We start from the raw sequence: 14,885 nt of genomic DNA, 5'->3' as shown, positions 1-14,885 counted from the left end.
GCCGCGCCCCCTGCGGCGTAAAGATGTTCGTCGGACAGTCGTCCGGCCGTCGGATCAGCGTCGCAGGTAGGCCAGTTCCGGGTGTTCGGCCGTGTAGCCGTCGACGAGTCGGCGTGCCACCGAGACCGAGTCGACCAGAGGGTGCAGCGCGAACGCCTTCACCGCCGTCGCCCGCGATCCGCTCGCCGCGGCCGCGAGCACCTCGCGCTCGACCGCCTTGACCGCCGTCACCAGACCCACCGCGTGGTACGGAAGGGGCGCCACGGAGACCGGGTGGGCGCCGGCCGCGTCCACGAAGCACGGCACCTCGATCACCGCGTCCGCGTCCAGTACCGAAAGAGTCGTGCCGTTACGGACGTTGAGGATGAGCGTGGCCCGCTCGTTGCGCGCGATCGCCCGCATCAGCGCCAGGGCCACGTTCTCGTACCCGCCCGACTCCAGATCCTGCTCGTCCCGCTCGCCCATCCCCGCCGCCTCCCGGTTGGCGGCCATGTAGGTCGCCTCGCGGTCGGCGAGCGTACGGCGCCAGGTGGCCAGCGCGGACGTGTCCGGCTTGCCCATCTCGTCGTAGAAGCCGGCCTGCTGGTCGCGGAGATAGGCGCCCCGGGTCCGCTCGGCCTGCTGGTAGGCGCGCACGGCCTCGCGGTTGAAGTAGTAGTAGTGCAGGTACTCGTTGGGGATCGCGCCCAGCGTCCGCAGCCACTCCGGGCCGAAGAGCCGGCCCGCCTCGAAGGAGCCGAGCGCCTCGTCGTCCGCGAGAAGCCGCGGGAGCTCGTCCCGGCCGCCGACCCGCAGGCCCCGCAGCCAGCCGAGGTGGTTGAGACCCACGTAGTCGATCCACGCCTCGTCCGGGTCCGCACCCAGGATCCGGGCGACCTGGCGGCCGAGCCCGACGGGGGAGTCGCAGATGCCGACGACCCGGTCGCCGAGGATCCGCGACATCGCCTCCGTCACCAGACCCGCCGGGTTGGTGAAGTTGATGACCCAGGCGTCCGGGGCGAGTACGGAGATCCGGCGGGCGATGTGCTCCGCGACCGGCACGGTCCGCAGTCCGTACGCGATCCCGCCCGCGCCGACCGTCTCCTGGCCGAGGACCCCTTCGGCGAGGGCGATCCGTTCGTCAGCCGCCCGGCCCTCCAGACCGCCGACCCGGATCGCCGAGAAGACGAAGTCCGCACCGCGCAGCGCCTCGTCCAGATCCGTCGTCGCCGTCACCCGCGGTGCGTCCGGCACCCCCGCGCCCTGCTCGGCGAGGACCCGGGTGATCGCCGCGAGCCGTCCGCCGTCGAGATCGTGGAGCGTCACCTGGGTGACCCGCCCTTCGGCGTGATCGCCGAGCAGCGCGCCGTACACCAGCGGGACCCGGAACCCGCCGCCTCCGAGAATCGTCAGTTTCATGGTCGTACGCTACTGCGATGCACGTACTGAGCAGCCGGATTCTGCTCCGGCCTTCCGACCCCGAAGCCTCCCGGCGCTTCTACGGAGAGCGGCTCGGGCTCCCGGTGTACCGCGAGTTCGGCACCGGACCCGACCGGGGGACCGTCTACTTCCTGGGCGGCGGGTTCCTGGAGGTCTCCGGCCGCGCCGCCCCGGCCGAGCCCCAGCCACGGCTGCGGCTCTGGCTCCAGGTGGCGGATGTACGGGCCGCGCACCGCGAACTCCTCGACCAGGGCGTCGACATCGTGCGGGAGCCGGTGACCGAGCCCTGGGGACTCGTCGAGATGTGGATCGCGGACCCCGACGGCGTCGAGATCGTCGTCGTCGAGGTCCCCGAGGACCATCCGCTGCGCTACCGCCCCTGAGCGGTGCGCCCGGTCACCCCACGTCGAGGGCGTTGCGCAGACCCAGCCGGTACCGCAGCCGGTCGTGCCGCTTGAGCGCCTCCAGCTCGGGCGCGCGGAACAGCGGCTCGACCGTGCAGCGCGCCGCCGTCGAACCCGTACGGTCGAGGAGCGCGTTGACGGCCTGCCGGGCCGAGGCGTTGGCGCCCTCCATGGTGGCCAGGTCGATGTCGACGGCCACGTAGTCGCCGGCCAGATAGAAGTTCGGCACGTTCGTGGCGGCCCGCGGGCGGTTGTGGAAGGTGCCGACCGGGTGGATGAGCAGCTGGTCGTCGTTGGTCGGGTTCGGCGTTCCCAGGCCGTCCACGCCCGGGTCCAGGAACCACGAGTGCAGGGAGCCGTCCCTCAGCACCGTGCGGCCCGTGTCGTTGAACGCCGCCTTCAGCTGCGCCCACACCTCGCGCGCGACTTCCGTACGGGTGCACTGCTTGGCGGTCCTGCCGTAGAGGATGCCGGGCCGGTCCCACTCCGAGACGTCCACCGACAGACAGTCCACGACCGCGCCGTCGCCGTAGTCGGCGGGGAAGTCACGGGCCGGCCAGTGGTGCGCCTGCTGGATGCAGGTCAGGGACCAGGGGGAGTCGATCAGATTGGCATGCCCGGCGAGCAGCGGCGCCCGCTCGGTCAGATAGAACTGGATGCCCGTCATCCAGTCCGTCTCCAGCTTGTCGCACCGGGCCAGCTGCGGGTCGGCGGCCCGCAGCGCCGCTCCCCAGGTCCGCCGCGCGTGCTCCACCGGCATGGCGGAGATGTAGTGGTCGGCCGTCACCGAGCGGCGCACGCCGTCCGGGTCCTCGATCACGGCGGCGGAGATCCTGCCGCCCGCGGAGTCGTACGCCATCTCCCGTACGGTCCAGCCGACGCGGAACTCCACGCCGAGGCCGGTCAGATGAGCCACCCACGGGTCGATCCAGGCCTCGTTGGTGGGCAGGGCGAGGATCCGGTCGAGCGGTCCGTCCGCCCCGCGCCCGAGCGCGTTGAAGGCGAAGGCCTCCAGGAGTGTGGCGACCGTACGGGTGCTGGCCTCCTCCGCCTTGGTGGCCACGATGTTGCGGGTGAGGCCGACCGCGAGGATGCGCTGGTAGTCGTAGCTCATCCGCTCGGCCCGCAGGAACTCCCACCAGGGCGTCGCCTCCCAGGTTCTGTCCCGCCGCTCGTCGCAGCTGGTGAGGAAGACCAGGAATCGGTTGACGAAGTACGCGGCCTCGTGGAGCGGGATGGAGCGGGCGGTCTCCAGGAGCGCGGTGAGCGCGCGGCGGATCTCGTCGAGGGTGAGTTCGGCGGGCCGGTGCCCGGGCCAGGGGAGCGGGATGCGCAGGTCCTCGCGGCCCGTGCGGGCGAAGGACATCTCGGCCGGGGCGACGAGGTTGTCCCAGACACCGTTGGCGTTGCCGGGGAAGGGGATGCGCCGCATCGTGTCGGGGAGGTTGTGGTAGATCCCGGGGATGAAGCGGAAGCCGTGCTCGGCGGGGAGCGGCCGGCGGCCGCCGCGCGCGCTGTCGGGCACGTCCATCGAGCGGGCCTTGCCGCCGAGCGCCCGGCGCTCGTAGACGGTGACGCGGAACCCGCGTTCGGCCAGTTCGTGGGCGGCGGTCAGGCCGGCGACGCCGCCGCCGAGGACCGCGACGGACAGGGGCGCGGCAGGCGTGGAGGCGGGTCCGTCCGCCGCCCGGGCCGGCACGGCACCGACGGTGGCCGTGGCGGTGGCCGCGGTGACGGCGGCGGCCGTGGTCACGAAGGTGCGTCGCGAGGTACCCGTACGGTTCATGCCCCAGCCCCTTTGACTTACCGGCGGTAACGGTCACGTCCGGCGCAGGAGCATAAGGGCCTCCCTCGGCTCCCGGAAGCGTCGTGCGGGCCACACCGCGCACATGGCGCGATCCCGCCCCTCCGTACACGGGACAATGAGCTCATGTCCCGACGCACCACCCGCCCCAAGCGGCGCCCCGCCACGACCACCGCACCTTCCGCGCCCGCCGTCACCGCGAGCTCGCCGTGCCCCTGCGGCCTGCCCGAGACGTACGGCGCGTGCTGCGGACGCTTCCACTCCGGGCCCACCGGCGCGCCCACCGCCGAACTGCTCATGCGCTCCCGCTACAGCGCCTTCGTCGCGCGCGACGCCGGGTATCTGCTGCGGACCTGGGCCCCGGAGACCCGCCCCGGGGATGTCGACTTCGACCCGTCGATGCGGTGGGCCGGTCTGGAGATCCGCGACACCACCGACGGCACGGCCTTCCACCAGTCCGGGACGGTCACCTTCGTCGCCCGCTACACCCACGGCGGCGAGGCCGGCTCCCTCCACGAGCGCAGCCGCTTCCGGCGCCACGAGGGCGCCTGGGTGTACGTGGACGGCGACTTCATCGACGAGGCCTGAAGGGAGGGCCGCACGGCGGGGCTGCCGCACGGCCGGGCTGCCGGACGGCGGGCTGCCGCACGGCCGGACTGCCGGACGGCGGGCTGCGGGAGTGCCGACCGGCGGACTCCCGACGTGCCGGACTTCGGGAGAGCCGGCGGGCCGGACTGCGGTTGTTCCGGCCTGTTGCTCAGGACGTGACGCCGACCGGCTCCCGGCCGTGCCGTGGCAGGCCCTGCGCCAGGTCCTCGGCGATCAGCTTCTTCGTGATCGCGTCCGTCGCGGCCCTGAGCTCCGGCCCGCTCGGCCGGCCGGTCTCCCGCTCGACCCGGTCGCTGAGCCAGTCCCCCCACGCGTGGGTGATGACCTCGGCCTCCCGCCGCCCCGCGGGCGTGTGGGAGAGCAGACTGCCGTCCCGGGTCAGGAACCCCTCGTCGACCATGCGGTCGAAGACCGGCAGCAGAACCTCCGGGGGAACGCGGCGTCCCGCGGAGATGAGCCCGAGACTGGCGTGGCCGACCGTCCGGGTGAAGAGCTCCACCTGCATCACCGCCCACGCGCCCGCCGTGTCGAGCCGGGTGTCCGACTCGGAGACGATCCGGCGCGCGGTCTCCAGGTCCGTCTTCTGCAGGATCCTTCCGACGGTGAGTTCGAGCAGCTTCGCCGAGTCGCCCGCCGTGGTCGGTGACCCGAAGCCCTCGCCCATGTCGGGCGCCGACGCACGGGCCGTGTCCCGGAGCTTGACCTGCTTGAGGAAGAGCGCCACGACGAAGCCGATCGCCGCGACCGGCACGGTCCAGAGGAAGACCGTGTGCAGGGTGTCCGCGTACGCCTGGACGATCGGCGCCGCCACGTCGTCCGGCAGCCCGTGCACCCCGTCCGGGCTCTGTGCGGCCGCCGCGATCGCTGACGGGTCCGTCGTCGGCCCGGCGATGGCCGCCGCCTCCTCCACCCCCCGGGCCAGGTTGGGTTTCAGGGAGTTGGCGTAGATCGTGCCGAAGACCGCCGTGCCGAACGAGCTGCCGAGCGTACGGAAGAAGGTGACGCCCGAGGTCGCGGTACCGAGGTCGGCGTACTCCACCGTGTTCTGCACGGCGATGGTCAGCACCTGCATGCACAGACCGATGCCGACGCCGAGCACGAACATGTACAGCGACTCCAGCCAGGCGCTCGTCCCCGTGTCCATCAGCGACAGGAGGAAGAGGCCGACGCCCATCACCAGACAGCCCACGATGGGGAAGATCCGGTACCTGCCGGTCTTGCTCACCACGTTGCCGCTGTAGATCGAGGCGATCAGCAGACCGAGGACCATCGGCAGCGTCCGGATGCCGGAGACGGTGGCCGAGTCCCCGTCGACGTACTGCAGATAGGACGGCAGGAAGGTCAGCGAACCGAGCATGGCGAAGCCGACGATGAAGCTCAGCACGGAGCAGACGGTGAACACCGGGTTGGCGAAGAGCCGCATGGGCAGCATCGGTTCGGCGGCCCGGGTCTCCACCCAGCAGAACAGGGCGAGCGCGATCAGACCGCCGGCGAAGAGTCCGATGATGACGCCGGAGCCCCAGGCGTACTCGTTCCCGCCCCAACTGGTCGCCAGGATCAGGGCGCTGGAGCCGGCCGCGACCAGCGCGATGCCCGCGTAGTCGATGATCGGCTTGCTCGCCGAGCGTACGGAGGGGATCGTGCGGGCTGCGGCGATCACGACCAGGATCGCGATCGGAACGTTGACGTAGAACGCCCAGCGCCAGGTCAGATGATCGGTGAAGAGCCCGCCGAGCAGCGGGCCGATCACGGTGGAGACACCGAACACGGCGCCGATCGCGCCCTGGTACTTCCCCCGGTCGCGCAGCGGGATCACATCGGCGATGAGCGCCATGGAGGTGACCATCAGACCGCCGGCGCCGATGCCCTGCAGTCCCCGCCAGACGATCAGCAGGGTCATGTTGGTGGCGAGGCCGCAGAGGAACGAACCGGTGATGAAGACGATCGCCGAGATCTGGAAGATCACCTTGCGGCCGAACAGGTCGCCGAACTTGCCGACCAGGACGGTGGCGACCGTCTCGGCCAGCAGATAGGACGTGACCACCCAGGACATGTGGGCGGCGCCCCCGAGGTCCGACACGATGGTCGGCAGGGCGGTGCCGACGATGGTCTGGTCCAGCGCGGCCAGCAGGACGCCGAGCATGATCGTGCCGAAGACGATGTTGCGGCGGCGGCTGTCGAGCACGGGCGGCTCGGCGGCCGGGGGCGCGGGTGCGGCTTCGCTGGTGATCGTCACCCTCGCAGCCTCACACCGGGTGGCGCGCCCCGCATGCGGGGAACGTCCGAACCGGTGCGGCACCGGGGCCGCGCCCCGAACGGACCAGCGCGCGCCCCGAACGGACGAGCGCGGGCGGGGGCGCGCGCCCCGAAAGGGCCGACGGACTACCGCGGGCGGACCGGGAGCAGCGGGTGGTGCTTGGCCAGGATCTTGTTCGCGCGCGCCAGCACGGACAGCGCGTGCTCGCGGTCCGCCCTGTCCTCCGCGCAGAGCGGACCCCGGAAGCGCAGTACCTCGCGCGCCGCGCAGTCGGCGTCGATCTCCGCCTGCAGGACGTGCAGCGGCAGACACGACCCGATCATGGCGGCCACACGGTCGGGGATCGGGACGGGTACGAGGGGCGAGGGCGAGGTGATCACGGGCCAGTCCTTGTGGGTACGGATGTCGGAGGCGGGGTCTCCCTCTCCATACGTACAGGATGGGCTTCCGGGTTCGTCGACGGGGATGTCTCCGCGAGGCAACGGCCCGCCCTCCCTTCGGCGGGGTGTACGGACGGTCGGGGCACGCCCTCGATCCTCGCCGCACGACGTCGCGCGGTGTTCCCGCAGGTGCGCGCCACGGGGGCCGATCTTCCTTCTGAAACGACCTTCCGTATCGCTCGCCCGTTCGCCGAACGTGGGCTCGTGACCCCGCGTGTGAGTGTGAAGCATCTCACTCCCGGCGGTGTCGCCCGTTCGGTGTGCGTCTCGTGTGGGGCGATCGTGTGCGGACCGTTGAAATCTGGTTACGGTCAAGTAAGTTGACTTGTCGGTAAGTCCGGAGGTCCCGCACACTTCCCGCCCGCTCGCCGCGAACAGGAGCCACCGTCATGGGCGTACGCAAGGACTTGAGGCAGGCAAGGAAGCGCCCCGATCTGCGCGACCGGTTCCCCGTCGAGCTCGTACGGGAGGGCGGTGTCGTACGCGAGGCGCGCACGCCTCTCCCCGCGGGGCCACCGCCCTCCGGAACCCCCGCGGACATCCCCTTCGCCCACGCGGCAGTGGACCCCGGTGCGATCGTCATGCGCCGTCAGGAGCACGGGAACTGGCGGCCCGTCACCGCCGCCGAGTTCGCCGGAGACGTCCTGGCCGTGGCGAAGGGGCTGATCGCCGCCGGAGTCGAGCCGGGCGGTCGCGTCGGGCTGATGGCGCGCACGAGCTACGCCTGGGCCGTGCTCGACTTCGCCATCTGGTCGGCCGGCGCGCAGACCGTCCCCGTCTATCCCACCTCCTCCGCCGACCAGATCACCTGGATCCTGGAGGACTCCGGCGCCCGTCACGTCGTCACCGAGAGCGCCGAGCACACCGCCACCGTCCGCGAAGCCGCCGCCGCGCTGCCCGCACCGCACGAGCCGGTCCGCACCTGGCAGACCGACTCCGGCGGCCTCGCCGAACTCGCCGCCCTCGGCGCCGTGATCGCGGACGAGGAGCCGGCCAAGCGCCGCGCCGGGCTCACGGCGGACACCGTCGCGACCCTCTGCTACACCTCCGGCACGACAGGCCGCCCCAAGGGCTGTGCCCTCACCCACGGCAACCTCCACGCCGAGGCCCGTGCCACCGTCGAGCTGCTGCACCCGGTGTTCAAGGCGGTCACCGGCGAGGCGGCCTCCACCCTCCTCTTCCTGCCGCTCGCCCACATCCTCGGACGTGTCATCCAGCTCGCCTGCCTGATGGCGCGCATCGAACTCGGCCACTTCTCCAGCATCAAGCCGGACGAACTCCGTCCCGAACTGCGCCGGTTCCGGCCGACCTTCGTCGTCGGCGTGCCCTATCTCTTCGAGAAGATCCACGACACCGGCCGTGCCACCGCCGAGAAGCTCGGCCGCGGCACCTCCTTCGACCGCGCCGACTCCATCGCCGTCCGCTACGGCGGGACGGCCCTGCGCCGTGCCCTCGGCGAGGGTCCCCGCCCCGGCCCCGGACTGACCGCCGCCTGGGCGCTCTACGACCTCCTCGTCTACCGGCGCATCCGCAAGGAGCTGGGCGGGAACCTGCGGTACGCCATCAGCGGCGGCTCCCCGCTCGACGCGCGCCTCAGCCAGTTCTTCTACGCCGCCGGCGTGCTCATATACGAGGGATACGGACTCACCGAGACGAGCGCGGCCGCCACCGTCACCCCACCCCTGCGTCCGCGCCCCGGCACCGTCGGCCGTCCCGTGCCCGGCATCGCCGTGCGGATCGCCGACGACGGCGAGGTGCTCATCAAGGGCCCCATCGTCTTCACCGCGTACTGGAACAACCCCGAGGCCACCGAGGAGGTGCTGCGGGACGGCTGGCTGGCCACCGGCGATCTCGGCGCACTCGACGACGACGGCTATCTCGTCATCACCGGCCGCAAGAAGGACATCCTGGTCACCTCCGGCGGCAAGAACGTCTCCCCTGCCGTCCTGGAGGACCGGCTGCGCAGCCGCCCGCCGGTCGGCCAGTGTCTCGTCGTCGGCGACAACCGTCCGTACATCGCGGCGCTGGTGACCCTCGACCCCGAGGCGATGCAGCACTGGCTGGCGGTACGCAAACGTCCGGCGGACACCCCCACGGGTGTACTCCGCGACGATCCCGAGCTGCTCGCCGACATCCAGAAGGCCGTCGACCACGCCAACCGGGCCGTCTCCCGGGCCGAGTCGATCCGCCGATTCCGGGTCGTGGAGGGGGAGTTCAGCGAGGAGAACGGGATGCTCACCCCGTCCCTCAAGGTGAAGCGGCACGCGGTCACGGCCGCGTACGCGGCGGAGATCGAGGCGCTGTACCGCTGACGGCTAGGCCAGCACCTCGGAGAGGTCGTACGAGACAGGCTCCTCCAGTTGCGCGTACCCGCAGGACTCCGGCGTGCGGTCCGGCCGCCACCGCTTGAACTGGGCCGTGTGCCGGAACCGGTCGCCCTCCATGTGGTCGTACCCCACCTCGCACACCCGCTCCGGGCGCAGGGCCACCCAGGAGAGGTCCTTCTTGCCCGACCAGCGGCTCGGCGCGCCCGGCAGCCGCGCCCCGGCGTGCGCGGCCTCCTCCGCCCAGGCCGCCCACGGGTGTCCGTCCGGCGGGTCCATCCGCAGCGGCTCCAGCTCGGTGATCAGCTCCTCGCGGCGCTTGGCGGTGAAGGCCGCGCAGACCCCGACGTGCTGGAGGGTGCCGCCGTCGTCGTACAGGCCGAGCAGCAGCGAGCCGACCACCGGCCCGCTCTTGTGGAAGCGGTAGCCGGCCACGACCACGTCGGCCGTGCGTTCGTGCTTGACCTTGTACATCAGCCGGGCGTCCGGCCGGTACGGCAGATCCAGCGGCTTGGCGATCACCCCGTCCAGGCCCGCCCCCTCGTACTGCTCGAACCAGCGCGCCGCGAGCTCCGGGTCCGTCGTCGCGGGCGCCAGATGGACCGGGGCGTCGACCGCGCGCAGCGACTCCTCCAGGGCCGCTCGCCGGTCGGTGAGGGGCGTGTCGAGCAGGGAGTCGTCGCCGAGGGCGAGCAGGTCGAAGGCGATGAACCGGGCGGGGGTCTTCTCCGCCAGCATCCGCACACGGGAGTCGGCGGGGTGGATGCGCTCGGTGAGCCGGTCGAAGTCGAGCCGCCCGTCGTGCTCGATCACGATCTCGCCGTCGACCACGCACCGCTGCGGGAGCCGGGGGAGGAGCGCCTCGACGAGCTCGGGGAAGTAGCGGGTCAGCGGCTTGCCCGTGCGGCTGCCGATGACCAGCTCCGGGCCGTCGCGGTGCACGATGGCGCGGAAGCCGTCCCACTTGGCCTCGTACTGCATGCCCGGCGGAATCTTCTTCACGGCCTTGGCGAGCATCGGCTTCACGGGCGGCATCACCGGCAGATCCATGGACCGATTGTCCGGTATGCGGGGAATGTCGGCGAGCTCTACGCTGACTCGCATGGCGACCAAGGCGGCAGCGGTGGAGCTGGAAGTCGGAGAGCGGACGGTACGCGTCTCCAATCCGGACAAGGTGTACTTCCCGGAACGCGGCTACACCAAGCTCGACATGGTCAGCTACTACCTGGCCGTCGGCGACGGCATCACCCGCGCGCTGCGGGACCGGCCCACCACCCTGGAGCGCTACCCCGACGGGGTGACCGGCGAGTCCTTCTTCCAGAAGCGCGCCCCCAAGTACCTCCCGGAGTGGATCCCCACCGCGCACATCACCTTCCCCAGCGGCAGGTCCGCCGACGAGATGTGCCCGACCGAACCCGCGGCCGTGCTCTGGGCCGCCAACCTCGGCGCCGTGACCTTCCACCCGTGGCCGGTACGGCGTGAGGACACCGACCACCCCGACGAGCTCCGCCTCGACCTCGACCCCCAGCCCGGGACCGACTACACCGACGCCGTACGCGCCGCCCACGAGCTGCGCGCCGTCCTGGACGAGCACGGGCTGCGCGGCTGGCCCAAGACCTCGGGCGGTCGCGGCCTGCACGTCTTCGTACCGATCGAGCCCCGCTGGACCTTCACCCAGGTCCGCCGCGCGGCCATCGCCTGCGGCCGTGAGCTGGAGCGCCGGATGCCGGAGCGGGTGACGATCAAATGGTGGAAGGAGGAGCGGGGCGAGAGGATCTTCGTCGACTACAACCAGACCGCCCGCGACCGTACGATCGCCTCCGCCTACTCCGTGCGCCCCCGCCCGCACGCCCCGGTCTCCGCGCCGCTGAGCTGGGACGAGATCGACGACGCGTCGCCGCTGGACTTCGACATCAAGTCGATGCCGGTCCGGTACGCGGAGGTGGGCGACGTCCACGCCGACATGGACGACCACCGGTTCAGCCTGGAGAGCCTCCTCGAACTGGCCCGCCGGGACGAGGCGGAGCACGGGCTCGGTGATCTGCCGTACCCGCCGGAGTACCCGAAGATGCCGGGCGAACCGAAGCGGGTCCAGCCCAGCCGGGCGAAGAAGGCCGACTGAGAAACCGGGCCGGGAGCGGCCGGGAAAGGCCGCCGGACGGCCCCCGGCGGGGGCGCGGGCTCGCGCGCGTGGGTGATCACGGGTGGGGGCCCGACCCTCGCGTCACCTCCCCGCCGGCGGCCGTACACAGCCGCGAGGACCGTCCGTGAAACACCCTCTGACCTGGGCTTCCTGGGTGAATCCCACTACCGTTCAGGTATCGGGAAAGGGGTGCCGGATGGACCGGAACATACGTGACGTCGACGATGTGCTGAAGCTTCTCGACGGGCTCTTCGCACCGGAGGCCGACCGCTGGACCGCCGACGCGGCCGGCTGGTGGAACGGCTTCTACGGCGACCGCACGAAGGCGGTGCCGTTCTTCGTCGCGAAGCCGGACGAGAGCCTCGTCTCCTACGTCGACCGTGGCTGGATCGCACCCGGCCGGGCCCTCGATCTGGGCTGCGGCCCGGGGCGCAACGCCCTGTATCTGGACTCCCTGGGGTTCGAGGTGGACGCCGTGGACCTCTCCGACGAGGCGGTCGCCTGGGCCGAACAGCGCGCCCAGGAGGCCGGTGCGCACGTGCGGTTCCACCGCGGGGACGCCTTCGCACTCGCCGGGAGCGTGCTCACCGGCCCGTACGACCTGATCTGCGACTCGGGGTGCTTCCACCATCTGCCGCCGCACCGCCGCGTCAGCTATCTCGCCCTCGTCGAGCGGCTGCTCGCGCCCGGCGGGCAGCTCGCCCTGACCTGTTTCGCGTCCGGAGCGATGGGCTCGGAGCTGCCGGACGCGGACTTCTACCGCGAGCCCGGCCTCCACGGCGGGCTCGCCTACACACCGGAGTCCCTGCGCTGGATCTTCTCCGATCTGACGGAGGTCGAACTGCGCCGCATGCGGGACGAGCCCCCCGAGTCTCCGTACTTCGGCGAGGACTTCCTGTGGACGGCCCTGTTCCGCCGGGGAGACGCGCCGAGCCCGCTCACCTGACCGCGCGGCGGCCTCCTGTCCGGGGCAGACTCGGAGACGTAACCCCACTGTCTGGGAGCTCCGAAGGAGCAGCGCCATGCTCACCTCGCGCTATGTCACCGGATCACCGAACTGGATCGACCTCGGTACTCCGGACATCGATCGGGCGGCCGCCTTCTACCAGGGCGTCTTCGGCTGGGACTTCGTCTCCGCCGGCCCCGAGGCAGGCGGGTACGGGATGTTCCGCTCCGACGGCAGCACGGTCGCCGCCGCCATGCAGGTCGAGCCCGGACAGGGCGGCCCGCCCTCCTGGACCGTGTACTTCCAGTCGGCGGACGCGGAAGCCACCGCCAAGGCGGTCCAGGCGGGCGGCGGCACGGTCCTGTTCGAGCCGATGGACGTCTTCGAACTCGGCCGCATGGCCGTCTTCACCGACCCCGCCGGCGCGGGCTTCGCCACCTGGCAGCCCGGTACGTACAAGGGCCTCGACCTCGTCGACGGGCCGAACTCCCTGACCTGGGCCGAGCTCCACACCCCGGACGTGCCCGCGGCCGTCGCGTTCTACCGCTCCGTCTTCGGCATGGACAGCGCCGCCATGCCGATGCCGGACGACGCCGGCTCGTACATCACGCTGTTTCCGGCGGGCCAGGGCGAGGAGGCGATGTTCGGTGGCGTCGTCCCGCTCGGCCTCGACCCCGTCGAGGCCGAGGGCGGTCCCTCCTGGCTGGCCTACTTCGAGGTCCCGGACACCGACGCGGCGGTGGCGGCGGCCGAGCGCCTCGGCGGTATGGTGCGGCTCGCCCCGATGGAGACGGACGGCGTCGGCCGCGTGGCGAAGCTCGCCGATCCGTTCGGCGCGCGCTTCGCGGTGATCGCGAGCGCCCCCCTCGAAGAGGCCGCGTGACACGGCGCGCGACGACGCCCGGCGCGCCGCATTGATCGAACGTTGATGGACCGTTTAAGGCCGAACGGCAGCGTATCGGCCATGCAGACCGACACCATCGTGATGACCGCCCCGGCCGCCCCCGACATGTCCTGGCAGGAGAACGCGCTGTGCGCCCAGGCCGGGCCCGAGTTCTTCTTCCCCGCGCCCGGCTCCTCGACCCGTGAGGCGAAGCAGCTGTGCGGGGCGTGCGAGGGCCGGGTGGCGTGCCTCCAGTACGCGCTGGAGCACGACGAACGGTTCGGCGTGTGGGGCGGTCTCTCGGAGAAGGAGCGGGGGCAGCTGAAGCGCGCGGAAGGCGCCCGCCGTCACCTGCGTCCGTGAACGGGACGCGGGCACCGGCGAGCGCCTCGGGTGCGGGGGCGGGTGGTCAGCCCGCCGCGCGGGCCGCCATGCGGGCCTTGCGGGCCGCCAGCTTCTCGTCGAACTTCGAGGCCTCGCTGTCCAGGCCGTTCATGTAGAGCCCCAGCTCCTCCTGGGCCTTCAGGCCCTCCGGGCCGAGACCGTCGATCTGGAGCACCTTGAGGAACCGCAGGACCGGCTGCAGCACGTCGTCGTGGTGGATGCGCATGTTGTAGATCTCGCCGATCGCCATCTGCGCCGCCGCCCGCTCGAACCCCGGCATGCCGTGTCCCGGCATCCGGAAGTTCACGACGACGTCCCGCACGGCCTGCATCGTCAGGTCCGGGGCGAGCTCGAAGGCCGCGCCCAGCAGGTTGCGGTAGAAGACCATGTGCAGGTTCTCGTCGGTGGCGATGCGCGCCAGCATCCGGTCGCAGACCGGGTCGCCCGACTGGTGGCCGGTGTTCCGGTGCGAGATACGGGTGGCGAGCTCCTGGAAGGCGACGTACGCGACGGAGTGCAGCATCGAGTGCCGGTTGTCGGACTCGAAGCCCTCGCTCATGTGCGCCATCCGGAACTGCTCCAGCTTGTCCGGGTCCACGGCGCGCGAGGCCAGCAGGTAGTCGCGCATCACGATGCCGTGACGGCCCTCCTCGGCGGTCCAGCGGTGCACCCAGGTGCCCCAGGCGCCGTCGCGGCCGAAGAGGGTGGCGATCTCGTGGTGGTAGCTGGGCAGGTTGTCCTCGGTGAGCAGGTTCACCACGAGGGCGATCTTGCCGACCTCGGTGACCTTGGACTGGGACGGGTCCCAGGCCTCGCCGTCCTCGAAGAAGCCCGGGAAGTTCCGGCCGTCGGACCACGGGACGTACTCGTGCGGCATCCAGTCCTTGGTGACCTTGAGGTGCCGGTCGAGCTCCTTCTCCACCACCTCTTCCAGCGCGTAGAGCAGCCGCGCATCGGTCCACCCTGTCGAGCTGCCGAGGTGGGGAGAGGTGAGCGTCACGGGAAACTCCTGGGGACGGAGAGAGGGCATACGGGATTACCTACGGATTCGTAGGTTACGAGACCGTAGGTTAAGGCTCCGTAAGGCCTCGGCCAAGCCCGCCCGGGCGATGTCCGATTACGTTCCGTTATGTGCGCTGCTGATGGCGGTGTGGGGAGAGGCAGGTCACGGCCCCGGGCGCGCCGGAGGTGGCGTGATCATGGCTACGCAGAGCAGAGGGCCGACCGCCCCACCCCGGAGTGCCGCGACCGCCGCAGCCGGATCCTGTGGCT

The 14,885-nt window shown here is 71.6% G+C and carries 13 protein-coding genes; 7 read left to right on the top strand and 6 right to left on the bottom strand.

What is annotated here, in order from left to right:
* Positions 1-54: 54 nt before the first annotated feature.
* The gene (locus ACFY8U_RS03915) at positions 55-1,398 is read right to left on the bottom strand and encodes a 6-phospho-beta-glucosidase (protein WP_389565233.1); all 1,344 of its coding nucleotides are present in this window, start codon (positions 1,396-1,398) and stop codon (positions 55-57) included.
* Between the two features lie 17 nt (positions 1,399-1,415).
* On the opposite strand from ACFY8U_RS03915, the gene ACFY8U_RS03910 reads away from it, so the two are divergent.
* On the top strand, positions 1,416-1,802 hold the full coding sequence (locus tag ACFY8U_RS03910; protein WP_389565230.1) for a VOC family protein: 387 nt from the start codon (positions 1,416-1,418) through the stop codon (positions 1,800-1,802).
* 13 nt (positions 1,803-1,815) lie between these two features.
* On the opposite strand, the gene ACFY8U_RS03905 is transcribed toward ACFY8U_RS03910, so the two are convergent.
* Complete coding sequence (locus tag ACFY8U_RS03905) at positions 1,816-3,609, bottom strand: FAD-dependent oxidoreductase (protein WP_389565228.1); 1,794 nt, start codon at positions 3,607-3,609, stop codon at positions 1,816-1,818.
* A gap of 144 nt (positions 3,610-3,753) precedes the next feature.
* On the opposite strand from ACFY8U_RS03905, the gene ACFY8U_RS03900 reads away from it, so the two are divergent.
* The gene (locus ACFY8U_RS03900; RefSeq protein WP_389565225.1) at positions 3,754-4,215 is read left to right on the top strand and encodes a YchJ family protein; all 462 of its coding nucleotides are present in this window, start codon (positions 3,754-3,756) and stop codon (positions 4,213-4,215) included.
* A gap of 169 nt (positions 4,216-4,384) precedes the next feature.
* On the opposite strand, the gene ACFY8U_RS03895 is transcribed toward ACFY8U_RS03900, so the two are convergent.
* Together ACFY8U_RS03895 and ACFY8U_RS03890 are read right to left on the bottom strand one after the other, a co-directional pair.
* A complete protein-coding gene (locus ACFY8U_RS03895; RefSeq protein ID WP_389565222.1) occupies positions 4,385-6,472 on the bottom strand; it encodes an MDR family MFS transporter in 2,088 nt (695 codons plus the stop codon).
* Between the two features lie 146 nt (positions 6,473-6,618).
* Positions 6,619-6,816, bottom strand: a complete 198-nt coding sequence (locus ACFY8U_RS03890; RefSeq protein ID WP_389566149.1) for a hypothetical protein — start codon at positions 6,814-6,816, stop codon at positions 6,619-6,621.
* A gap of 506 nt (positions 6,817-7,322) precedes the next feature.
* On the opposite strand from ACFY8U_RS03890, the gene ACFY8U_RS03885 reads away from it, so the two are divergent.
* Positions 7,323-9,245, top strand: coding sequence for an AMP-dependent synthetase/ligase (locus tag ACFY8U_RS03885; protein WP_389565219.1), 1,923 nt, complete (start codon positions 7,323-7,325; stop codon positions 9,243-9,245).
* A 3-nt stretch (positions 9,246-9,248) separates the two neighbouring features.
* Here the strand turns inward: ACFY8U_RS03885 and ACFY8U_RS03880 are convergent, their stop codons facing one another.
* Entirely contained in the window at positions 9,249-10,307 is a 1,059-nt protein-coding gene (locus tag ACFY8U_RS03880) for an ATP-dependent DNA ligase (RefSeq protein WP_389565216.1), read from the bottom strand.
* Between the two features lie 52 nt (positions 10,308-10,359).
* Between ACFY8U_RS03880 and ligD the strand changes: the two genes are divergently transcribed.
* The 4 genes from ligD (at position 10,360) to ACFY8U_RS03860 (ending at position 13,592) form a co-directional block, all read left to right on the top strand.
* Positions 10,360-11,379, top strand: a complete 1,020-nt coding sequence (gene ligD, locus ACFY8U_RS03875) for a non-homologous end-joining DNA ligase (RefSeq protein ID WP_389565213.1) — start codon at positions 10,360-10,362, stop codon at positions 11,377-11,379.
* 217 nt (positions 11,380-11,596) lie between these two features.
* A complete protein-coding gene (locus ACFY8U_RS03870; RefSeq protein ID WP_389565209.1) occupies positions 11,597-12,346 on the top strand; it encodes a class I SAM-dependent methyltransferase in 750 nt (249 codons plus the stop codon).
* Positions 12,347-12,422: 76 nt separating this feature from the next.
* Complete coding sequence (locus ACFY8U_RS03865) at positions 12,423-13,229, top strand: VOC family protein (RefSeq protein ID WP_389565206.1); 807 nt, start codon at positions 12,423-12,425, stop codon at positions 13,227-13,229.
* 81 nt (positions 13,230-13,310) lie between these two features.
* Complete coding sequence (locus tag ACFY8U_RS03860; protein WP_389565203.1) at positions 13,311-13,592, top strand: WhiB family transcriptional regulator; 282 nt, start codon at positions 13,311-13,313, stop codon at positions 13,590-13,592.
* A 46-nt stretch (positions 13,593-13,638) separates the two neighbouring features.
* Here the strand turns inward: ACFY8U_RS03860 and ACFY8U_RS03855 are convergent, their stop codons facing one another.
* On the bottom strand, positions 13,639-14,613 hold the full coding sequence (locus ACFY8U_RS03855) for an acyl-ACP desaturase (RefSeq protein ID WP_361440417.1): 975 nt from the start codon (positions 14,611-14,613) through the stop codon (positions 13,639-13,641).
* Positions 14,614-14,885: the final 272 nt, after the last annotated feature.

The organism is Streptomyces sp. NPDC012508, assembly GCF_042902595.1.
In the GTDB taxonomy this organism is placed as follows: Bacteria; Actinomycetota; Actinomycetes; order Streptomycetales; family Streptomycetaceae; genus Streptomyces.
This window is presented reverse-complemented; position numbering and strand designations above follow the sequence as displayed.